The organism is Streptomyces purpureus, from assembly GCF_014648195.1.
Taxonomy (GTDB): Bacteria; Actinomycetota; Actinomycetes; order Streptomycetales; family Streptomycetaceae; genus Streptomyces; species Streptomyces purpureus.
This window is the reverse complement of sequence record NZ_BMQQ01000046.1, coordinates 1-21,337: the sequence shown is the minus strand read 5'-3', so window position 1 is coordinate 21,337 and position 21,337 is coordinate 1. Positions and strand designations below refer to the sequence as shown.

Genomic DNA, 21,337 nt, shown 5'->3' with positions numbered 1-21,337 from the left:
AAAAGGTGACTCCCACCCTATCGAGCCCCAGGGACGGCAAAGAGCCCCGTCCAGCGAGTGGACGGGGCTCCTGCCGTGGCGACCTTCAGGTCAGGGATCAGTGGTGGCCGTGGCCCTCGGTGATCTCCTTGTACTCCTCGGCGGTGGGCTTGGCGATCTGGCTGCCATCGCCGTAGTAGCTCTTGTTGAGCTTGACCCGGAGCTTCTCGGTGCGGGAGATCTTGCGCTCCACACCGTTCTCGTCGACGGCCGGCGGCAGCTCGGCGGGCTCGTACTGCTCGTGAGCCGTGAGCTTGTACCGGTCGCCCGCGCTGAGCGGCTCGTGGACCTCGACGAACTCACCGTGCGGCAGCCGCTTGATGATGCCGGACTCGCGTCCGTGCAGCACCTTGTCGTGGTCGCGCCGCTGCAGACCCAGGCAGATCCGCTTGGTGATGATGAACGCGATGACCGGTCCGGCGAAGAAGAAGATCCGGACGAACCAGGTGATCGAGTTGATCGAGAGGTTGAAGTGGGTGGCGAAGATGTCGTTGCCACCACCGACCAGCATGATCCCGTACGCGGTGATCCAGGCGACACCGAAGGCGGTGCGCGTCGGGGCGTTCCGCGGGCGCTGCGCGATGTGGTGCTCGCGCTTGTCGCCGGTGATCCAGGACTCGATGAACGGGTAGACCGCGATCGCGCCGAGGACCAGCGGGAAGAGCAGCAGCGGGATGAACACACCCAGGACGAGGGTGTGGCCCCAGAGGTTGATCTCCCAGCCCGGCATGACACGGATCAGGCCTTCGGCGAAGCCCATGTACCAGTCGGGCTGCGCGCCGGTGCCCACGTAGTCCGGCCGGTACGGGCCGATCGCCCAGATCGGGTTGATCGTGGCGACCGCCGCGACGATGGCGATGACACCGAAGACCAGGAAGAAGAAGCCTCCGGCCTTGGCCATGTAGACCGGCATCAGCGGCATGCCGACGACGTTGTTGTTCGTCCGGCCCGGGCCCTGGTAGTGCGTGTGCTTGTGGACGACCACCAGGATCAGGTGGGCGACCACCAGGCCGAGCATGATGCCGGGCAGCAGCAGGATGTGCGCCGAGTAGAACCGGGCCACGAAGTCGCCGCCGGGGAACTCCCCGCCGAACAGGAACATCGAGATGTACGTACCGATGATCGGCACGGACAGGATCGCGCCCTGCATGAAGCGGACACCGGTGCCGGAGAGCAGGTCGTCCGGGAGCGAGTAACCGGTGAAGCCGGTGAACATGCCCAGGAAGAACAGCAGGAATCCGAAGAGCCAGTTGATCTCACGCGGCTTGCGGAAGGCACCCGTGAAGAAGACGCGCATCATGTGCACGAACATCGCCGCGAGGAAGATCAGCGCGCCCCAGTGGTGGATCTGCCGGATGAGCAGACCACCGCGCACATCGAAGGAGATGTGCATGGTCGAGTTGAACGCCTCGGACATCAGCTGTCCCTGCAGCGGGACGTAGCTGCCGTGGTACTCCACCTCGTTCATCGACGGGTGGAAGAACAGCGTCAGGTACACACCCGTGAGGATGATGACGATGAAGCTGTAGAGCGCGATCTCACCGAGCATGAAGGACCAGTGGTCCGGGAAGATCTTGCGCATGTTGGCCTTGGCCAGGGTGTAGATCCCCAGCCGACCGTCGGCCCAGTCGGCGACCCGCTCACCCGCGGGTGCCTTCTTGTTCTTGGTCTCGGTTGCGGTGCTCATCCGCGCTCCCAGAAGGCAGGACCGACGGGCTCTTCGAAGTCGCCGAGCGCCTCGAGGAAGCCCTTGTCGTTCACGCCGATGCGCAGCTGCGGCAGGGCGTGACCGGCCGGGCCGAAGATGACCCGGGCGCCGTCGGACAGGTCGAAGGTGGACTGGTGGCACGGGCAGAGCACGTGGTGCGTCTGCTGCTCGTACAGCGAGATCGGGCAGCCCACGTGGGTGCAGATCTTCGAGAAGGCGACGATGCCCTCGTGCGACCACTCGAGCTCGCGCTTGTCCTTGATGTCGTCCGGCTGGATGCGGACGATCATCAGGGCGGCCTTGGCGATCTCGGTCTGGAAGCCGTGGTCGTGCTCCGAGAGGCCCTCGGGCATCGCGAAGGTCAGCGAACCGACGGCGACGTCCTCGGGGCGCAGCGGCTCATGCGTGTTCATGTTGATGAGCTGCTTGCCCCTGGCCCACAGGGTCTTGCGGAGCTTGTCCTCGGGCAGCGGGCCCATGTCACGCAGCAGGACGATGCCGGAGAGCGGCACCAGCGCCAGCGCGCCGAACATGGTGTTGCGGATCAGCTTGCGCCGACCCAGCGCGGACTCCTCGGCACCGGCCGCGAAGTCGGCCATGACCTGCGCCTTGACCTCGGGCGACGCCTGGATCGGGTGCCGCTCGTCGGCCATCTCCACGTCGGACATGAGCGTACGGGCCCAGTGGACCGCGCCCGCGCCGATGAAGAAGAGTGCGAGACCGAGGGTCCATCCCAGGCTGAAGTTGAGCGCGCTCACGTGGCCGAAGGGCCAGATGTACACGATCTTGTCGACCGGGAAGATCACGTACGCGGCGATGAAGGCAACGGTGGCCAGCATCGACAGCACGAACATGAAGGCGACCGCACGCTCGGACCGCTTGGCGGCCCGCTCGTCGATGTCCTGGATGCGCGGCTTGTGGGGCGGGAGGCCCGGGTCGGCGAACGGGTCGTCGGCGACCTTCACCGCGCCGTGCGCGGTGCCCTGCTCAACGGGCAGGTTCTCTTCTGGAATCTCTTGGGTACTCATGACTTCTTGGCCTTAGCGGTGTGGGCCGCGACCCAAACGGCACATGCGATCAGTGCGCCCAGGCCGAACACCCACGCGAACAGACCCTCACTGACGGGGCCGAGGGCACCGAGCTTGAATCCGCCGGGGGTCTCGGTCCGGTCACTGTTGACGGCCTGGACGTAGGCGATGATGTCCTTCTTCTCCTTCTCCGGCATGGTCGTGTCCGGGAAGGAAGGCATGTTCTGCGGGCCGGTCTGCATGGCCTCGTAGAGGTGCTTCGGGCTCACGTTCGCCAGGTTCGGGGCGTACTTGCCGTGCGTCAGGGCGCCGCCCTCACCGGTGAAGTTGTGGCACTGGGCGCAGTTGTTGCGGAACAGGTCGCCACCCTTGGCGATGTCCGCGCCGTCGGGGCTGTACTGGCCGGCCTTCGGCGTGATCGGACCGGCACCGAGGGAGGCCACGTAGGCCGCGAGCTGGTCGATCTCGGCCTGCGAGTAGATGACCTTCTTCCTCGGCACCTGGGCGCCCGGCTGCTGGGCCGGCATACGGCCCGTGCCGACCTGGAAGTCCACGGCCGCGGAGCCGACGCCGACCAGGGACGGGCCGTCAGTGGTGCCCTGACCGCCGGTTCCGTGGCAGCTGGCGCAGCCGACGGTGTAGAGCTTCTTGCCCTCCTCGATGGCGAGGGACTGGGCGGTTTCGTCGGCCTTCGCCGTGCCCGCGGGTGCGAACGCGGCGTACAGCCCCCCAGTGGCCGCCAGCGCGAGAAGTAGGACGACGACCGCCGCCAGCGGATGGCGTCGTCGTGCGGAGAGCTTTTTCACGGATTACCCCGGTGTCAGGATCTTCTGCGTCGATGCTTGCTGGATGAGTCGGTCTTCGGGACCGACTACTTGATCATGTAGATCGTGGCGAAGAGGCCGATCCAGACGACATCGACGAAGTGCCAGTAGTAGGACACGACGATGGCGGCGGTTGCCTGCTCGTGGGTGAATCTCTTGGCCGCGTACGTCCTGCCGAGGACCAGCAGGAAGGCGATGAGTCCGCCCGTCACGTGCAGGCCGTGGAAGCCGGTCGTCAGGTAGAACACGGAGCCGTACGGGTCGGACGAGAGCGAAAGGCCCTCGTGCTTGACCAGCTCGGTGTACTCGAAGACCTGGCCGCCGATGAAGATCGCACCCATCACGAAGGTGACCACGAACCACGCCCGGAGCTTCTTCACATCGCCCCGCTCCGCGGCGAAGACGCCGAGCTGGCAGGTGAGGGAGGAGAGCACCAGGATCGTGGTGTTGGTCGCCGAGAACGGGAAGTTCAAGGCCGAGGCCTTTTCTGCCCAGTACTCGGCACCCGTCACGGATCGCAGGGTGAAGTACATCGCGAAGAGGGCCGCGAAGAACATCAGCTCGGAACTCAGCCAGATGATGGTTCCGACGCTGGTGAGGTTCGGCCGATTGACCGACGGGTGCGCGTGCCCGGTTTCTACTGTCGTTGCTGTCGCCACGACCGACATTATGTCGGTCGCTTATCCCGCCCTCACTCCGGGGGGTGCCGTTCGGTGTGTCCGCACGTCGTGCAGGGCTCGAACGGCTCATCGAAGTGGTGTCCGAACCGGTGTTGACACGGTGTCCGACGGAGTAGCATCCCGCGCATCGGTTGATGACCTTTACGGAGGAACGATGCAGTCGAGCGCCACGGTCCTGGTCTACAGCGACGACGCGAACACGCGTGAGCAGGTGCGGCTGGCCGCGGGGCGCAGGCCCGCCGCCGACGTTCCCCCGGTCGAGTTCGTCGAGTGCGCGACGCTGCCGGCGGTCCTGGAGCGCCTGGACCAGGGCGGTGTCGACGTCTGTGTGCTGGACGGCGAGGCGGTGCCCGCGGGCGGTATGGGGGTCTGCCGGCAGATCAAGGACGAGATCTTCCAGTGCCCTCCCGTGCTGCTGCTCATCGGCCGCCCGCAGGACGCCTGGCTGGCCACCTGGAGCCGCGCGGACGCCGCGGTGACCCTTCCGGTGGAGCCGGTCGAATTCGCGGACACGCTGGCCTCCTTGCTCCGTACACGCAAGCTGGCTCTCCAGGTCTGACCGAGCCCCTAAAGAACAACGGGCCGCAGTCTCGCCCGGTCGGTGGGGCTGCTGCCGTCGCGGGTGTCGGCGAGCAGGGCGCTGCCCTGGCGCCACTTGTCCCAGCTCAGGTTCCAGTCGCCGAAGCCGTTGCCGAAGGTGTCCATGGTGTCGCCGTAGCTGTTGACGACGGTGACGAGGTCGCCGGGTTTGACGGTCTCGTAGAACCAGGCGGCGTTGCGGGTGGACATGCCCGTGCAGCCGTGGCTGACGTTGGCGTAGCCGTGTGAGCCGAGGGACCACGGCGCGGCGTGGACGTATTCACCACTCCAGGTGACCCGGGTCGCGTAGTAGACGGGCAGGTCGTACGACTCGCTGCTGCTGGCGGCGATGCCGACGGTGGTGCTGCGCATCCGGACGAAGTACTCCTTGCCGAGCACCACCTTGATGCCGTTTCGGGTGGAAAATCCCGGCTTCCCGGTGGTCACCGGAATGGTGTTGATCACCTTTCCGTTGCGCTTGACCGTCATGGAGTGCGAGGCGGCGTCGGTGATGGCCTCGATCCGGTCGCCGATGGTCAGCTTCAGCGGCTTGACGGGGGCGCCGTAGAGCTTGTCGGCGACCTTCACCCCGGCGAGGTTGCTGGAGGCCGTGACGGTGGCGCCGCTGGGCCAGTACTCCTTCGGGCGGAAGTGCAGCTTCTCGTCGTCCGCCCAGTGCCAGGCGCCCTCCACGGAGGGGGTGGAGCGGACCGTGAGGCCCCGCTCGACCACCGCCCGGGCCGCCTTGGCCTTGACCGGCAGGCTCAGCGTCGCGGTGATGGGCTGGCCGACGCCGTACGTGCCCGCCTCCGGGCCGAATTCGACCTTGAGGACCCGCTTGGCCGGTGAGGTCTCGAAAGTGACCGTACGGGCGCCAGGAGCGCCGTCACGGTCCTCCGTGGCGACCTTCACGGTGTAGGTGACGCCGGCCGCGAGCGCGCCCGTGGAGCGCCAGCGACGGCCGTCGGCGGTGAGCTCGCCGGCGAGCCGGTGGCCGTCCGCGTCGGTGGCCGTCACATCGGTGATCCGGCTCTCCTTGCCCTTCGCGGTGACTTCGAGGGGCTTGTCCGGATTCGCCTTGGCCCGGCCCTTGGGGGTGTTGAGGGCCACCTGCTGGGCGGCGTCGTATGGCTTAACGGACAGGGGGTGCCGGTCGGATTCGCCGCACGCTGTGGCACTCGCGGAGGCGATGCCCGCCAGCAAAGTGCAGCTCAGGACGGTGCGGAAGCGCGGCGTGTGGTTCATGAGGCCACGGTATGAAGATTCCTCCGTTACGGCGCGCGGAGTGAGGGCAAACGAAGGACCCGGACACTCCATTGAGGTGTGTCCGGGTCCTTGCGTATACCGCTTGTGCTACTGGTTCTGGTTCTCGCCGCGGTAGAACTCGAAGACCCAGCCGAACAGGCCGACGAGGATCAGCGGGGCGGAGAAGTACAGGATCCACCAGCCCATGGCGATCGCCAGGAAGGCGAGGGCGCCACCGACGGCCAGCGACAGCGGCTGCCAGCTGTGCGGGGCGAAGAAGCCCAGCTCACCGGCCTCGTCCGCGACGTCGGCCTCCTTGTTGTCCTGGGCCATGGCGTCCACTCGCCGGGCCGTGAAGGCCAGGTAGTAGCCGATCATGATCGCCAGGCCGAAGGCCAGGAAGAGCGCCGTCGTACCGGCCGGCTCCTTCGACCACACGCCATACAGGATGGCCATGGCGAGGATGAAGACGCTCAGCCAGATGAACATCTTGCCCTGGATCTTCACTTGCCGGCCTCCTTGCCACCAGCGATGGCCTTGTCACCCTCGCCGTGGTTCTCGAGCTGGTCGAGCGCCGCGATCTCAGGGTGGTGCAGGTCGAACGCCGGGGATTCGGAACGGATCCGCGGCAGGGTGAGGAAGTTGTGCCGCGGCGGCGGGCAGGAGGTCGCCCACTCCAGCGAACGGCCGTAGCCCCAGGGGTCGTCGACCTCGATCTTCTTGCCGTACTTGGCGGTCTTCCAGATGTTGTAGAAGAACGGCAGGATCGACAGACCGAGCAGGAACGACGCGATGGTCGAGATGGTGTTCAGCGCGGTGAAGCCGTCGGCCGCGAGGTAGTCCGCGTAACGACGCGGCATGCCCTCGGCACCGAGCCAGTGCTGCACCAGGAACGTGCCGTGGAAGCCGATGAACAGCGTCCAGAACGTGATCTTGCCGAGCCGCTCGTCCAGCATCTTGCCGGTGAACTTCGGCCACCAGAAGTGGAAGCCGGAGAACATCGCGAAGACCACGGTGCCGAAGACGACGTAGTGGAAGTGCGCGACGACGAAGTACGAGTCGGAGACGTGGAAGTCCATCGGCGGCGAGGCCAGGATGACGCCGGTCAGACCACCGAAGGTGAAGGTGATCAGGAAGCCGACGGCCCAGAGCATCGGTGTCTCGAAGGACAGTGAGCCCTTCCACATCGTGCCGATCCAGTTGAAGAACTTCACGCCTGTTGGTACGGCGATCAAGAACGTCATGAAGGCGAAGAACGGCAGGAGCACACCGCCTGTGACGTACATGTGGTGGGCCCACACCGTCACGGACAGACCGGCGATCGCGATGGTCGCGGCCACCAGACCGATGTAGCCGAACATCGGCTTACGGCTGAAGACCGGGATGACCTCGGAAATGATGCCGAAGAACGGCAGCGCGATGATGTACACCTCGGGGTGGCCGAAGAACCAGAAGAGGTGCTGCCACAGCAGCGCTCCGCCGTTGGCCGCGTCGAAGATGTGCGCACCGAACTTGCGGTCCGCCTCCAGGGCGAACAGCGCGGCCGCGAGGACCGGGAACGCGATGAGGACCAGGACACCGGTCAGCAGCACGTTCCAGGTGAAGATCGGCATACGGAACATCGTCATGCCCGGAGCGCGCATGCAGATGATCGTGGTGATGAAGTTGACCGAGCCGAGGATCGTGCCGAAGCCGGAGAAGGCCAGACCCATGATCCACATGTCGGCGCCGACACCCGGCGAGCGGACGGCGTCCGACAGCGGGGAGTAGGCGAACCAGCCGAAGTCGGCAGCACCCTGCGGGGTGAGGAAGCCGGCCACCGCGATGATCGAGCCGAAGAGGTACAGCCAGTACGCGAACATGTTCAGCCGCGGGAACGCCACGTCGGGCGCGCCGATCTGCAGCGGCATGATCCAGTTCGCGAAGCCGGCGAACAGCGGCGTCGCGAACATCAGCAGCATGATCGTGCCGTGCATCGTGAACGCCTGGTTGAACTGCTCGTTCGACATGATCTGCGTACCCGGACGGGCCAGCTCGGCGCGCATGAAGAGCGCCATCAGGCCGCCGATGCAGAAGAAGGCGAACGACGTGACCAGGTAGAGCGTGCCGATCGTCTTGTGGTCGGTGGTGGTCAGCCACTTCACCACGACATTGCCGGGCTGCTTGCGCCGTACCGGCAGCTCGTTCTCGTAAGAATCGTCAGCCGCGGCGGCACCCTGGGATTCGTTGAGGATGCTCACAGTTGGTTCTTCTCCGCATTCCTGGCCGGGTCCGTCTGCTCAATGCCAGACGGGATGTAGCCGGTCTGCCCCTTCTCGGCCAGCTCCTGCAGGTGCTGCTGGTAGCGCTCCGGGGAGACCACCTTGACGTTGAAGAGCATCCGGGAGTGGTCGACGCCGCAGAGCTCGGCGCACTTGCCCATGAAGGTGCCCTCCTGGTTGGGAGTCACCTCGAAGACGTTGGTGTGGCCGGGGATGACGTCCTGCTTGAACAGGAAGGGGACCACCCAGAAGGAGTGGATCACGTCACGCGAGGTCAGGACGAACCGGACCTTCTCACCCTTCGGCAGCCACAGGGTCGGACCCGGGTTGCCGTTCTGCGGGTTGCGGTCACCGGGGATGCCCGCGTCGTAGACGCCGCCGGCGTTCTCCGGGAAAGCCTTGGTGTACTTGTCCGGAATGGCCGCGAGGTTCTTGTCCGTCTTCGCGTCACCGTTGGAACCGGGGACGCTCTCGACGTAGTTGAAGCCCCAGCTCCACTGATAGCCGACCACGTTGATGGTGTGGGCGGGCTTGTCGGAGAGAGCAAGAAGCCTGGACTCGTCACGCGCGGTGAAGTAGAAGAGCACCGAGACGATGATGAGCGGGGTAACCGTGTACAGCGCCTCGATGGGCATGTTGTACCGGGTCTGCGAGGGAACCTCGACCTTGGTCCGGCTGCGCCGGTGGAAGATGACCGCCCAGAGGATCAGGCCCCAGACCAGCACGCCCGTGGCGAGCGCAGCCGCCCACGAGCCCTGCCAGAGGGAGAGGATCCGCGGAGCCTCTTCCGTTACCGGGGTGGGCATTCCAAGGCGGGGGAAGTCCTTGTATGTGCAACCGGTGGCGGTCGCCAGGATCAGGCCCGCAGTCAGCACCTGCGGCAGCTTCCGCCGCATCGGGCGCCGCGACGTGGGGGTACCGCCCGCGCCTTGGCTGCGGGGGAGGTCGGAGCCGTTGGGACTCACGTAGCGCCTTCCCGAGAGTCTCGCCCGCGCTGGTCGGCTACGGCCGTCTCGCTGGTCGGTCGCCGCCCTGACCGCGGGCAGGGGTTTGGATGTTTATGCGGACCAAACCCTACTGGACGCTATTTGGGGTCGCGCGGGGAGGGTGCCCAACGCGCCGTCCGGGACCCCGAAGGGGTGGACTCCATCCTTCCGGGGGGTGTGCGCCGGGGGCCGATCGGCCCCCTCGGGCGCCCATCTGACGGCCCCTTGGGCGCGGGGGACTAGCGTGGTCGGGTGCCCTATTTCGATGCTGCCTCCGCCGCCCCGCTGCACCCCGTCGCCCGCCAGGCCCTGCAGGCGTCGCTGGACGAGGGCTGGGCGGACCCCGCCCGGCTCTACCGCGAGGGGCGGCGCGCCCGGCTGCTTCTGGACGCCGCCCGGGAGGCCGCGGCGGACGCGGTGGGCTGCCGCCCGGACGAGCTCGTGTTCACTCCTTCGGGGACGCGTGCGGTTCACTCCGGGATCGCCGGGGCGCTCGCCGGGCGCCGGCGGGTGGGCGGGCACCTCGTCGTCTCGGCCGTGGAGCACTCCTCCGTCCTGCACGCGGCGGCGGCCCATGAGACGGCCGGCGGGAGTGTGACCGAAGTCCCGGTGGACCGGCGGGGGGCGGTGGAGCCGGCGGCGTACGCGGCCGCCCTGCGCGAGGACACGGCCCTGGCCTGCCTGCAGTCGGCCAACCACGAGGTGGGCACCGTCCAGCCGGTGGCGGAGGTCGCCGAGGCCTGCCGGGCGGTCGGTGTGCCGCTGCTGGTGGACGCGGCGCAGTCGCTGGCCTGGGGCCCGGTCGAGGGTGCTTGGTCCCTTCTTGCGGCGAGTGCCCACAAATGGGGTGGTCCGGCCGGGGTGGGTCTGCTCGCCGTACGCAAGGGGCAGCGGTTCGCCGCGCAAGGCCCGGTGGACGAGCGGGAGTCGGGGCGGTCGCCCGGCTTCGAGAACATCCCGGCGATCGTGGCTGCGGCCGCTTCGCTGCGGGCGGTACGGACCGAGGCGGCGGCCGAGGCGGCACGGCTGCGGGCGCTGGTGGAGCTGATCCGGGCCCGGGTGCCGGAGCTGGTGCCGGATGTGGAGGTGGTCGGCGATCCGGTGGCGCGCCTGCCGCACGTGGTGACCTTCTCCTGTCTCTATGTCGACGGGGAGACGGTCCTGCACGAGCTGGACCGGGCCGGGTTCTCGGTGTCGTCGGGGTCGTCGTGCACGAGCTCGACGCTCACCCCGAGCCATGTGCTGCGGGCCATGGGGGTGCTGTCCGAGGGCAATGTGCGGGTGTCGCTGCCGTTCGGCACGACCGCCGAGGACGTGGAGCTGTTCCTGGAGGTGCTGCCGGGGGTGGTGGGGGGCGTACGGGAGCGGCTCGGCGTACCCGTGGCGGCGGTGGCGCGGCCGGCCCGGGACGCCGTCGTGGTGGACGCGCTCGGGAAGCGGTGTCCGATCCCGGTGATCGAGCTGGCGAAGGTGATCGGGGAGGTGCCGGTGGGCGGGACGGTGACGGTCCTGGCGGACGACGAGGCGGCCCGGCTGGACATTCCGGCGTGGTGCGAGATGCGGGGGCAGGAGTACGTGGGTGAGGAGCCGGCGGACCGGGGTTCGGCGTACGTGGTCCGCCGGCTCTCCTAGCCCGGTGGCTACGGGAGGTGCTTCTGGACCTCGGCGGCGGCCTCATCGCCGTACGCCTTGGTGAAGCGCTCCATGAAGTGGGCCCGGCGCAGGGTGTACTCCTGGGTGCCGAGCGTCTCGATCACGAGGGTGGCGAGCATGCAGCCGACCTGGGCGGCGCGCTCCAGGCCGACGCCCCAGGCGAGGCCGGTGAGGAAGCCGGCGCGGAAGGCGTCGCCGACACCGGTCGGGTCGACCTTGGCGGTCTCCTCGGGGACGCCGACGACGATCGGCTCCTCGCCGGACCGGTCGATCCGCACGCCGCGCGAGCCGAGGGTGGTGACGCGGGTACCGACCTTGGCGAGGATCTCCTCGTCGCTCCAGCCGGACTTGGACTCGATGAGGCCCTTCTCGTACTCGTTGGAGAAGAGGTACGTGGCCCCGTCCATGAGCGTGCGGATCTCCTCGCCCCCCATCCGCGCGATCTGCTGCGAGAAGTCGGCGGCGAAGGGGATGGAGCGGGTGCGGCACTCCTCGGTGTGGCGGAGCATCGCCTCGGGGTCGTCGGCGCCGATGAGGACCAGGTCGAGGCCGCCGACCCGGTCGGCGACGGCCTTGAGCTCGATCAGCCGGGCCTCGCTCATGGCGCCGGTGTAGAAGGAGCCGATCTGGTTGTGGTCGGCGTCGGTGGTGCACACGAAGCGCGCAGTGTGCAGCACCTCGGAGATCCGGACGGACTCGGTGTCGACGCCGTGCCGGTCGAGCCAGGCGCGGTACTCGTCGAAGTCGTAGCCGGCGGCGCCGACCAGGATCGGGCTGCTGCCCAGCTGGCCCATGCCGAAGCAGATGTTCGGACCGACACCGCCCCGTCGGACGTCGAGGTTGTCGACGAGGAAGGAGAGGGAGACCGTGTGGAGCTGATCGGCGACGAGCTGGTCGGCGAACCGTCCGGGGAAGGTCATGAGGTGGTCGGTGGCGATGGAGCCGGTGACTGCGATACGCATCGGCGAGGACGCTCCTGTGGAGGGGTGGCGTTGACAGTTAACGCTACCCGGTGGGGGCACCTCGGATGAAGGGCGGAAACTACCCCACAGTAGGCCTTTTTTCATCGGCTCGGGCGTGCGTACGGTGCGGCTATGGCGAAGTACACCGCTCCACATGAGCAGCAGGAGTCCGAGATCAGCCTCGCCCAGCTGCGCGGGGACAGCGCCCGGATGGCCCCGCACTGGGTCGTTCCCGCGGCGGACGCGCCCGCTCCGGTGCCGCCGTCGCTGATCCACGGGGTCGTCGTCACGGACGCCTCGGCGCGGCTGATCGAGGCCACTTCCGAGTACGGCGGGTAGGTCCGCGCGCACGGGCAGGGAACCGGCCGCTGTTCCGCTCCGTCCCATCGGTGTCTCCCGTCCCCGGGACACATCCCCGGGATACGGCATACGAAGGAGCGATGCGGTGAGCGGTTCGGAGTCCACGCAGGCCACACCGGACACCCCGGACACCCCGGACACATCCCGGCGGCGCTGGTCGCCGCTGGTCGTCGGCTCGGTGGCGGCAGCGGTGCTGCTCGCCGGCGGGGGCGGGGTGTATGTCTCGACGGCCGGGTCCGGGGGTGGTGCGGACGACCGGTCCGCCCCGGCGGCGGAGGGGCCTCCCCCGCCGCTGCGCCTTGATTCCCTGAGCGGCGACGGCCCGGGGATCGCGCCCGGCGAGCCGGACCCGTCCGGCGCCGTGTACAAGGCCCGCGGGAAGCTGCCCGAGGGCCCGGACGCGGCCCATGTCCACCATGCCCGCGGTGCGGTCACCGAGGACGAGGTGGCGCGGCTGGCGAAGGCACTGGGGGTGGCCGGGACGCCGAAGCTGGTCGGGTCGGCGTGGAAGATCGCGCCACCGAAGGACGGTTTCGGGCCGTTGCTCCAGGTCGACGCGGAGGCCCCGGGCACCTGGACGTTCTCCCAGTACGACGGCGCGCCGAAGGGTGACAACTGTCTCAAGGGCAAGCCGTGCCCCGGTGGCGCGGGCGGGGCCGCGGCGGGCGCGAGCGGGACCCCGGTGGGCGAGGAGGCCGCGAAGAAGGCGGCGGCCCCGGTGCTGGCCGCGGTCGGGCAGGCGGACGCGGACAAGGACGCGGCGCAGGTGATGGGGTCGGTACGGGTGGTCAACGCCGCTCCCCGGATCGGCGGGCTGCCGACGTACGGCTGGTCGACCGGCATCCAGGTCGGTTCGGACGGCCGGGTGGTCGGCGGCAGCGGCCAGCTGAAGAAGCCGGAGCAAGGGCACCGCTATCCGGTGGTCGGCGCTGAGAAGGCGCTGGCGGAGCTGAACAAGGCGTCCAAGGGCGCCGGGCCGATCGGGATCGGCGGCTGCGCCACCGCTCCCCCGGCGTCCGTCCACGGTACGGAGACCGGCGGGAAGCCGGACACCAGGCCGGAGGCTCCGTGCGAGGCGGCGGCCGACCGGGTCCCGCCGCGGGAGATGACGGTCCTCGGGGCGGAGTTCGGGCTGGCGGCGCAGCATGTGGAGGGCCGGCAGGCGCTCGTACCGGCATGGCTCTTCGAGGTGGCGGACGAGAACGCGAAGGCACGGCCGTTCACCATCGCGCAGACCGCGGTGGCGCCGGAGCACCTGACGCCGCGGCCCACCCCGAGCCCGACGCCGACCCCGGTGCCGGTTCCTTCGGACGACGCGGCGCCGCCGCGGCAGCTCCAGGCATACAGCGTGGACAGCACGGGCCGGAAGCTGACGGTCACGTTCTGGGGCGGGGTGTGCAGTGACTACGCGGCGAGCGCGCAGGAGAGCGCGGAGCGGGTGACGGTGACGATCACCGAGACGCCGCGGAACCCGGACCGGGCCTGTATCGCCATCGCCGTGGAGGTCACGAAGACGGTGACACTGAAGGAGCCGCTGGGCGACCGGCAGGTCGTGGACGCGGCGAGCGGTGATCTGGTGCCCCGGGCGGACTGAGCCTGGTGCTCCTGGACGAAAGGCGGCGGCCCCGGAGATCCGGGGCCGCCGCCTTTGTGTCGTACGCGCCGTTCAGCCGGGCGTGCGGTGCTGCTTAGCTGAACGAGTCGCCGCAGGCGCAGGAGCCCGTGGCGTTCGGGTTGTCGATCGTGAAGCCCTGCTTCTCGATGGTGTCGACGAAGTCGATCGAGGCACCACCGAGGTACGGGGCGCTCATGCGGTCGGTGACGACCTTGACGCCGCCGAAGTCCTTGACGACATCGCCGTCGAGCGAACGCTCGTCGAAGAAGAGCTGGTAGCGCAGGCCGGAGCAGCCGCCGGGCTGAACGGCGACGCGCAGGGCCAGGTCGTCGCGGCCTTCCTGGTCGAGCAGGGCCTTGACCTTGGCCGCGGCGGCGTCGGACAGGAGGATGCCGTCGCTGACAGTGGTCTTCTCGTCCGATACGGACATCTGCTTCTCTCCCGGGTTGTACGGAGACTGCTTGCCGACCGTTGCAACCGGCAGGGTCCCGGATTCATTCCGGGCCGGAGCGCAAGTCTTTCCCTTCATGCTCGCACACCGGATCGGGAGCGGGCACCGCCGTCGACAAGTCGATGGACGAAGCGGCGACGGGAATTTCGTCACATCGACACTATGGACATCGTCAAAGTGACGTGAAGCAGTTATGATAGATAACGTCAATTCGACGAAAAGTAGTCTGCAGAGAAGAAAGGGTGCGTGACGTGACCACCGCCCAGCCCCTGGATGTCCAGCCGACGCCCCTCGCCCTGCTGCTGCTCGGCCGTGAGGCCGACCCGAAGAGCGAGCGCGGTGTCGAGTGCCCCGGCGACCTGCCGTCGCCGTCCGACCCGGACCTGGTGGAGCGCGCCCGCGCGGCCAAGGAGAAGCTGGGGGACAAGGTCTTCGTGCTGGGACACCACTACCAGCGCGACGAGGTCATCCAGTTCGCGGACGTCACCGGCGACTCCTTCAAGCTGGCCCGGGACGCGGCCGCCAAGCCGGAGGCCGAGTACATCGTCTTCTGCGGTGTGCACTTCATGGCCGAGTCGGCGGACATCCTGACCACGGACGACCAGAAGGTCGTCCTGCCCGACCTGGCCGCCGGCTGCTCGATGGCCGACATGGCCACCGCCGAGCAGGTCGCGGAGTGCTGGGACGTGCTGACGGAGGCCGGGATCGCCGAGCAGGTGGTGCCCGTCTCGTACATGAACTCCTCGGCCGACATCAAGGCCTTCACCGGTAAGCACGGCGGCACGATCTGCACCTCGTCCAACGCGAAGAGGGCCCTGGACTGGGCCTTCGAGCAGGGCGAGAAGGTGCTCTTCCTGCCGGACCAGCACCTGGGCCGCAACACCGCCGTCCGCGACATGGGCATGTCCCTGGAGGACTGCGTCGTCTACAACCCGCACAAGCCGAACGGCGGCCTGACCGCCGAGGAGCTGCGGGCCGCCAAGATGATCCTGTGGCGCGGCCACTGCTCGGTGCACGGCCGCTTCTCGCTGGACTCGGTCAACGACGTGCGCGAGCGGATCCCGGGCGTCAACGTGCTGGTGCACCCCGAGTGCAAGCACGAGGTGGTGGCCGCGGCCGACTACGTCGGCTCGACGGAGTACATCATCAAGACCCTGGAGGCGGCGCCGGCCGGCTCGAAGTGGGCCATCGGCACCGAGCTGAACCTGGTCAAGCGCCTGGCGAATCGATTCGCCGCCGAGGGCAAGGAAGTCGTCTTCCTCGACAAGACGGTCTGCTTCTGCTCGACCATGAACCGCATCGACCTGCCGCACCTGGTCTGGGCCCTTGAGTCCCTCGCCGAGGGCAACCTCGTCAACCAGATCCAGGTCGACAAGGAGACGGAGAGCTTCGCGAAGCTGGCGCTGGAGCGGATGCTGGCGCTGCCGTAACGCTCGCGCTGCGCGTTGTACAAAGGAGCGGGGCACCCTCACTCGAGGGTGCCCCGCTCCGGCGTTCGTGACTCGGGCCTTTACAAGGGCGCCCAGCACGGGGTTGTGCCCACCCGTTCCGCCCTGCGGAACGGGTGGGCACAACGGTTACACGGCCGCCGGCTCCTTCGCCTGCGGCGCGGCCGGGGCGTCGCCCGACTTCGTCGCGCGCTTCGCGGCGCGCTTCGCGCGGCGCTTCTCCTTGCGGAGCTCCACCATCGCGTAGAGCGTCGGGACCAGCAGCAGCGTCAGCAGCGTCGAGGTGATCAGACCGCCGATCACCACCACCGCCAGCGGCTGGGCGATGAAGCCGCCCTCGCCCGTGATGCCCAGCGCCATCGGCAGCAGCGCGAAGATCGTCGCCAGGGCCGTCATCAGGATCGGGCGCAGTCGGTGACGGCCGCCCTCGACGACCGCCTCCACGACGCCCAGGCCCTGCGCCCGGTACTGGTTGATCAGGTCGATCAGCACGATCGCGTTGGTGACCACGATGCCGATCAGCATCAGCATGCCGATCATCGCCGGAACACCCATCGCCGTACCCGTCACGATCAGCAGACCGATCGCACCGGTCGCCGCGAACGGGATCGACACCAGCAGGATCAGCGGTTGCACCAGCGACTTGAAGGTCGCGACCAGGAGCATGAAGACGATCGCGATCGCCGCCAGCATCGCCAGGCCCAGCTGGAGGAACGCCTCGCTCTGGTCCTCGGAGACACCGCCGATCGACGCCGTCGCGCCCGCGGGAAGATCCAGCGAGTTGATCTTCGACTGGAGCGCCGCGCTCACCGCGCCGGTGTTGTCACCGGTCGGCTTGGCCGTGATCGTGGCCGCCCGCGCGCCGTCGATCCGGGTCATCGAGACCGGGCCGGGGACCAGCTTGACGTCGGCGATCTGGCCAAGCTTCACCGGGCCGAGCGGAAGGTTCCGCAGCTCGTCCATGGTCTTGGCCGGCTTGGCCGACGTGATGACGACGTCCCGCTCGGTGTCGTCGAGGATCGCCTTGCCCGCCGGCGTACCGCGGACGGCCTGGGCGACGGCCATGCCGAGCTTGGCGTCGCTGAAGCCGGCCTCCGCCGCCTTCGCGTTGGCCTTGACGGAGATCCGGGGCACGGACTGGGACAGGTCGCTCTGGACGTCGGTGACGTCGTCGAGCTTGGCCACCTCCGCGCGGACCGCCTCGGACGCCTTCTTCAGCGTCGCCGCGTCGGCCGCCTTCACCACCACGCTCAGATCCTGGCTGCCGAAGCCGTCGCCCGCCGCGATGGTGGTCTCGCCGATGCCGTCGAGCTTGCCCAGCTCGGCGTCGATGGCGTCGCGGGTCTTCTCGTACGAGGCCGCGTCCTCGAGGGTGATCTGGTACGAGGCCTGGTTGGCGCCCGTACCGCCGCCGAAGGCCGCCATGAAGCCGGACGAACCGACGGTGACCTGGTAGTCCTTGACGCCGTCGACCGAGCCGAGGACCTTCTCGACCTTCTTCGACGCCGCGTCGGCCGCCTCCAGGCTGGTGCCGGGGGCCAGCTCCTGCTTGATGGACATGACCTCCTGCTCACCCTGGTCGAAGAAGTTCGTCTTCAGCAGCGGCGCCATGCCGAACGTGCCGATGAGGACGACGACCGCGAGGGCCACGCTGGTGAGCCGGCGCCGGGTGGCGAACCGGAGCACCGGGACGTACATCCGCTGGAGGCGGCTGCGGCTCTCCTTCTCCTCCGCGACGCGGCGGGCCTCCGCCGGGTCCGTGGAGGTGCCCTTGGGGGCGCGCAGGAACCAGTACGACAGGACCGGGACCACCGTCAGGGAGACCAGCAGCGACGCGAGCAGGGCCGCCGTCACCGTCAGGCTGAACGAGCCGAACAGCTCGCCCACCATGCCGCCGACCAGGCCGATCGGCAGGAACACCGCGACCGTGGTGAGGGTGGAGGAGGTGACCGCGCCGGCCACCTCGCGTACGGCGGTGAGGATCGCGGCCTGGCGCTCCTCGCCGTAGCCGAGGTGCCGCTTGATGTTCTCCAGCACCACGATCGAGTCGTCGACGACCCGGCCGATGGCGATGGTGAGCGCGCCGAGCGTGAGCATGTTGAGGGAGAGGTCCCTCGTCCACAGCACGATCAGGGCCAGCACCACCGAGAGCGGGATGGAGACCGCCGTGACCAGGGTGGAGCGCAGCGAGGCGAGGAAGACCAGGATCACCAGGACCGCGAAGACGAGGCCGAGCGCGCCCTCCGTGGTCAGGCCGGATATGGACTTGGAGACGGCCGGGCCCTGGTCGGAGACGACGGTCAGCTCCGCGCCCGCGCCGAGGTCCGCCCGCAGCTCGGGCAGCTTGTCCTTGACGGCCTCGGAGATGGCGACGGCGCTGCCGTCGTTGTCCATGGTCGCCATGACGGCGAGGCTGGGCTTGCCGTTGGTGCGGGTGATGGAGTCCCGCTGGGACTCCTGCTGCTTGACGGTGGCGACGTCACCGAGCCGGACCGGCTTGCCCTCGCCGTCGGCCGGCGGGGCGATCCGCAGGTCCTGGATCTGCTGGAGCGAGGTGAAGCCGCCGCCGACCTGGACCGTACGGCTCTTGCCGGCCTCGGAGAACGAACCGGCCGGAATGGTGGCGCCGCCCGCCTTCAGGGCCTCGGAGAGCGCCATCGGGTTCAGACCGGCCGCCGCGAGCCTGGCGTCGTCGGGGGTGACGGAGACCTGGAGGTCCTGGACGCCGTCGATGGAGACCTGGCCGACGCCGTCGATGTCCTCCAGGGCGGGGACGACGGTCTTCTCCAGCTGGTCGGCCAGTGCCTGCTGGTCCTTGCCGGAGGTGACGGCGAGGACGACGGTCGGGATGTCGTCCGTCGAACCGGCGACGACCTGCGGGTCGACGGTGTCCGGGAGCTGGACGCGGGCGCGGTTGACGGCCTGCTGGACGTCGGCGACGAGCTGCTTGGTGCCCTCGTCGCCGTAGTCGAAGGTGGCCATGATCACGGCGCTGCCCTCGGACGCCGTGGAGGTGATGCCCTTGATGCCGTCGACGGCCTTGAGGGTGTTCTCCAGCGGTTCGACGACCTGCTTCTCGACCACATCGGGGGACGCGCCCTGGTACGGGGCGAGGACCGACACCATCGGGAGTTCGATGGAGGGCAGCAGCTGCTGCTTCAGCTGCGGGATGGCGATCGCCCCGAAGACGATCGCCACGATCGACATCAGCCCTGTCAGGGCCCGTTGCGCGAGGCTGAATCTGGACAGCCAGGACATGGGGTCTCTCTTCTGTGGCGTACTCGGGCGGGCGGCCGTTCTCCGGCCCGTCTATACGATCTGCCATTCGAAGAGGGGAATCCGTCGGCCCCAGGTCCAGGATCCTTATCCCGCGTATACCGCGTTCGGAGTACTGCGCGGGCCCGCGTCTACTCCGCCCTCGGGCGTACCAGGCCCGATTCGTACGCGATGACGACCAATTGGGCGCGGTCGCGGGCGCCCAGTTTGGCCATCGCCCGGTTCACATGGGTCTTGACGGTGAGCGGGCTGACTTCCAGCCGGTCGGCGATCTCGTCGTTGGAGTGGCCGCCGGCGACCAGCACGAGGACCTCGCGCTCCCGGACGGTGAGCGCGGCGAGCCGCTCGGAGTGGGCCCGCGGCTCCTGGTCGAGGTCGGAACCCCCGCTCTGCGCGAGGAACTTGGCGATCAGCCCTTTCGTCGCGACCGGCGACAGCAGCGCCTCGCCGGCGGCGGCGATCCGGATGGCGTTGAGCAGCTCCTCCGGCTCGGCGCCCTTGCCGAGGAAGCCGGAGGCCCCCGCGCGCAGCGACTGCACGACGTACTCGTCGACCTCGAAGGTGGTCAGCATGACCACCCGTACGCCGGACAGGTCCGGGTCCGCGCTGATCATCCGGGTCGCCGCGAGGCCGTCCGTGCCGGGCATCCGGATGTCCATGAGGACGACGTCGGCCCGCTCGGAGCGGGCGAGGGCGACGGCCTGGGCGCCGTCCGCGGCCTCCGCCACGACCTCCATGTCCGGCTCGGAATCCACCAGCACCCTGAACGCGCTGCGCAGCAGCGCCTGGTCGTCGGCGAGCAGCACCCTGATCGTCATGCGTTCCCCTCCCCATGGGCCGTGACCGGCAGTATCGCCTGCACCCGGAAGCCGCCGCCGTAGCGGGGGGCCGCGGTGAGGGCGCCGCCGAGGGCGGTGACGCGTTCGCGCATGCCGATGAGGCCGTGGCCGCCGGTGTCCGGCGCGGCCGGCGCGGGGGCGGCGCCGTTGTCGAGGACGGTGATCTCGACGGTCCTGCCGACCCGTACGACACTCACCTCGGCCTTGGCGCCCTGGCCTGCGTGCTTCTGCACATTGGTCAGGGCCTCCTGGATGATCCGGTACGCGGCGAGGTCGACGGCGGCCGGAAGCTGGGTCTCGTCGGTACGGGCCAGTTCCACGGGGAGTCCGGCGTGCCGGAAGGTGTCGAGGAGTCCGTCGAGGACGGCGAGGCCCGGGGCCGGCTCGGTGGGGGCCTCCGGGTCGCCGGACTGGCGCAGCAGGCCGACGGTGGCGCGGAGTTCGCCGAGGGCGGAGCGGCTGGCGTCCCGGACGTGGGCGAGGGCCTCCTTGGCCTGGTCGGGGCGTCTGTCCATGACGTGGGCGGCGACCCCGGCCTGGACGTTGACCAGGGCGATGTGGTGGGCGACGACGTCGTGCAGGTCCCGGGCGATCCGCAGCCGCTCCTCGGCGACCCTGCGCCGGGCCTCCTCGTCGCGGGTGCGTTCGGCGCGTTCGGCGCGCTCACGGATGGCGTCGACGAAGGCGCGCCGGCTGCGGACGGCGTCCCCCGCGGCGGCGGCCATACCGGTCCAGGCGAAGATGCCCAGGTTCTCCTGGGTGTACCAGGGCGTGCTGCCGAAGATCATGCCGGCGCCGGTGAGCACGGCCATGGTGGCCAGGCCGACGCGCCAGGTGGTGGGGCGGTCGGTGCGGGCGGCGACGGTGTAGAGGGCGATGACCGCGCTCATGGCGACCGGGGCGGGCGGGTCGCCGACGATCAGCTCGACGGCGGTGACGACGCCGGTGAGGACGAGTACGAGCAGCGGCGCCCGGCGCCTGGGGACGAGCGCGGCGGCGCCGAGCCCCATCAGCAGCAGGCTGCGCCCCTCCGGGCTCCGCGCCCCGAAGGTCGGCCCGTGCGGCCCGTGCGGATCGGCGAACGACCCGACGACCATGCACACGAGCACGCCGAACGCGAGGGCCCCGTCGAAGGCGAGCGGGTGGGCCCGCAGCCAGGCCCGGGCGCGGGTGAGGCCGGGGCCGAGGGGGGTGGGGGTGGTCGTGTCCGTCACGACAGGCCACGGTACGTCCTCGGGCGCGCGGCGCCCCAGGGGATCGTCCGCCAGGAACGCCGCCGCGAACGCCGCCGCCCCGTGTTCCACGGGGCGGGTTCTATTGATCCCCGCAACACCCTGAAGTTCAGGGAGTTGCGGGGATCGTGGATTTTGAGGTGCTGAAGGC

18 protein-coding genes are annotated in these 21,337 nt (G+C 69.1%); 5 read left to right on the top strand and 13 right to left on the bottom strand.

Going from position 1 to position 21,337, the window contains the following annotated elements:
- Positions 1-97 precede the first annotated feature (97 nt).
- The 4 genes from qcrB to ctaE all read right to left on the bottom strand — a co-directional run bounded on the left by qcrB (position 98) and on the right by ctaE (position 4,267).
- Positions 98-1,726 (bottom strand): cytochrome bc1 complex cytochrome b subunit, encoded by a 1,629-nt coding sequence (qcrB, locus tag IEZ01_RS32770; protein ID WP_019885608.1) that lies wholly within the window; start codon positions 1,724-1,726, stop codon positions 98-100.
- A complete protein-coding gene (gene qcrA / locus IEZ01_RS32765) occupies positions 1,723-2,775 on the bottom strand; it encodes a cytochrome bc1 complex Rieske iron-sulfur subunit (protein ID WP_028797436.1) in 1,053 nt (350 codons plus the stop codon). Before qcrA ends, qcrB begins: the two co-directional genes overlap by 4 nt.
- Positions 2,772-3,581 (bottom strand): cytochrome bc1 complex diheme cytochrome c subunit, encoded by an 810-nt coding sequence (gene qcrC / locus IEZ01_RS32760; protein WP_019885611.1) that lies wholly within the window; start codon positions 3,579-3,581, stop codon positions 2,772-2,774. The genes qcrA and qcrC overlap by 4 nt, the downstream gene beginning before the upstream one ends.
- Positions 3,582-3,646: 65 nt before the next feature.
- Entirely contained in the window at positions 3,647-4,267 is a 621-nt protein-coding gene (ctaE, locus tag IEZ01_RS32755) for an aa3-type cytochrome oxidase subunit III (RefSeq protein WP_028797437.1), read from the bottom strand.
- A 166-nt stretch (positions 4,268-4,433) separates the two neighbouring features.
- On the opposite strand from ctaE, the gene IEZ01_RS32750 reads away from it, so the two are divergent.
- Positions 4,434-4,838, top strand: coding sequence for a DNA-binding transcriptional response regulator (locus IEZ01_RS32750; RefSeq protein ID WP_019885615.1), 405 nt, complete (start codon positions 4,434-4,436; stop codon positions 4,836-4,838).
- 8 nt (positions 4,839-4,846) lie between these two features.
- On the opposite strand, the gene IEZ01_RS32745 is transcribed toward IEZ01_RS32750, so the two are convergent.
- From IEZ01_RS32745 to ctaC, 4 genes are all read right to left on the bottom strand, one after another.
- On the bottom strand, positions 4,847-6,103 hold the full coding sequence (locus IEZ01_RS32745) for a L,D-transpeptidase (RefSeq protein ID WP_019885617.1): 1,257 nt from the start codon (positions 6,101-6,103) through the stop codon (positions 4,847-4,849).
- Positions 6,104-6,211: 108 nt separating this feature from the next.
- A complete protein-coding gene (locus tag IEZ01_RS32740; RefSeq protein WP_019885623.1) occupies positions 6,212-6,610 on the bottom strand; it encodes a cytochrome c oxidase subunit 4 in 399 nt (132 codons plus the stop codon).
- On the bottom strand, positions 6,607-8,343 hold the full coding sequence (ctaD, locus tag IEZ01_RS32735; protein ID WP_019885625.1) for an aa3-type cytochrome oxidase subunit I: 1,737 nt from the start codon (positions 8,341-8,343) through the stop codon (positions 6,607-6,609). The genes IEZ01_RS32740 and ctaD overlap by 4 nt, the downstream gene beginning before the upstream one ends.
- Positions 8,340-9,329: an aa3-type cytochrome oxidase subunit II gene (gene ctaC, locus IEZ01_RS32730; RefSeq protein WP_373287705.1), complete on the bottom strand. Its 990-nt coding sequence runs from the start codon at positions 9,327-9,329 to the stop codon at positions 8,340-8,342. The genes ctaD and ctaC overlap by 4 nt, the downstream gene beginning before the upstream one ends.
- 273 nt (positions 9,330-9,602) lie before the next feature.
- Here ctaC and IEZ01_RS32725 point away from each other — a divergent pair, with 273 nt between their 5' ends.
- The gene (locus IEZ01_RS32725; RefSeq protein ID WP_019885629.1) at positions 9,603-10,982 is read left to right on the top strand and encodes a cysteine desulfurase/sulfurtransferase TusA family protein; all 1,380 of its coding nucleotides are present in this window, start codon (positions 9,603-9,605) and stop codon (positions 10,980-10,982) included.
- A gap of 8 nt (positions 10,983-10,990) precedes the next feature.
- Here IEZ01_RS32725 and IEZ01_RS32720 read toward each other — a convergent pair whose 3' ends face one another.
- Complete coding sequence (locus tag IEZ01_RS32720) at positions 10,991-11,965, bottom strand: carbohydrate kinase family protein (protein ID WP_019885631.1); 975 nt, start codon at positions 11,963-11,965, stop codon at positions 10,991-10,993.
- Between the two features lie 132 nt (positions 11,966-12,097).
- On the opposite strand from IEZ01_RS32720, the gene IEZ01_RS32715 reads away from it, so the two are divergent.
- A complete protein-coding gene (locus IEZ01_RS32715) occupies positions 12,098-12,304 on the top strand; it encodes a hypothetical protein (RefSeq protein ID WP_019885633.1) in 207 nt (68 codons plus the stop codon).
- 106 nt (positions 12,305-12,410) lie between these two features.
- Positions 12,411-13,919, top strand: coding sequence for a hypothetical protein (locus IEZ01_RS32710; protein ID WP_189205380.1), 1,509 nt, complete (start codon positions 12,411-12,413; stop codon positions 13,917-13,919).
- 94 nt (positions 13,920-14,013) lie between these two features.
- Here IEZ01_RS32710 and IEZ01_RS32705 read toward each other — a convergent pair whose 3' ends face one another.
- On the bottom strand, positions 14,014-14,370 hold the full coding sequence (locus IEZ01_RS32705) for an iron-sulfur cluster assembly accessory protein (RefSeq protein ID WP_019885637.1): 357 nt from the start codon (positions 14,368-14,370) through the stop codon (positions 14,014-14,016).
- A 263-nt stretch (positions 14,371-14,633) separates the two neighbouring features.
- Here IEZ01_RS32705 and nadA point away from each other — a divergent pair, with 263 nt between their 5' ends.
- Positions 14,634-15,821 (top strand): quinolinate synthase NadA, encoded by a 1,188-nt coding sequence (gene nadA / locus IEZ01_RS32700; protein WP_028797438.1) that lies wholly within the window; start codon positions 14,634-14,636, stop codon positions 15,819-15,821.
- A 147-nt stretch (positions 15,822-15,968) separates the two neighbouring features.
- On the opposite strand, the gene IEZ01_RS32695 is transcribed toward nadA, so the two are convergent.
- The 3 genes from IEZ01_RS32695 to IEZ01_RS32685 form a co-directional block, all read right to left on the bottom strand.
- Complete coding sequence (locus IEZ01_RS32695; protein ID WP_189205378.1) at positions 15,969-19,097, bottom strand: efflux RND transporter permease subunit; 3,129 nt, start codon at positions 19,095-19,097, stop codon at positions 15,969-15,971.
- 149 nt (positions 19,098-19,246) lie between these two features.
- Positions 19,247-19,933 carry a response regulator gene (locus IEZ01_RS32690; RefSeq protein WP_189205376.1) on the bottom strand — a complete coding sequence of 229 codons (687 nt, stop codon included), beginning with the start codon at positions 19,931-19,933 and terminating at the stop codon, positions 19,247-19,249.
- On the bottom strand, positions 19,930-21,168 hold the full coding sequence (locus tag IEZ01_RS32685; protein ID WP_189205374.1) for a sensor histidine kinase: 1,239 nt from the start codon (positions 21,166-21,168) through the stop codon (positions 19,930-19,932). Before IEZ01_RS32685 ends, IEZ01_RS32690 begins: the two co-directional genes overlap by 4 nt.
- Positions 21,169-21,337 lie beyond the last annotated feature (169 nt).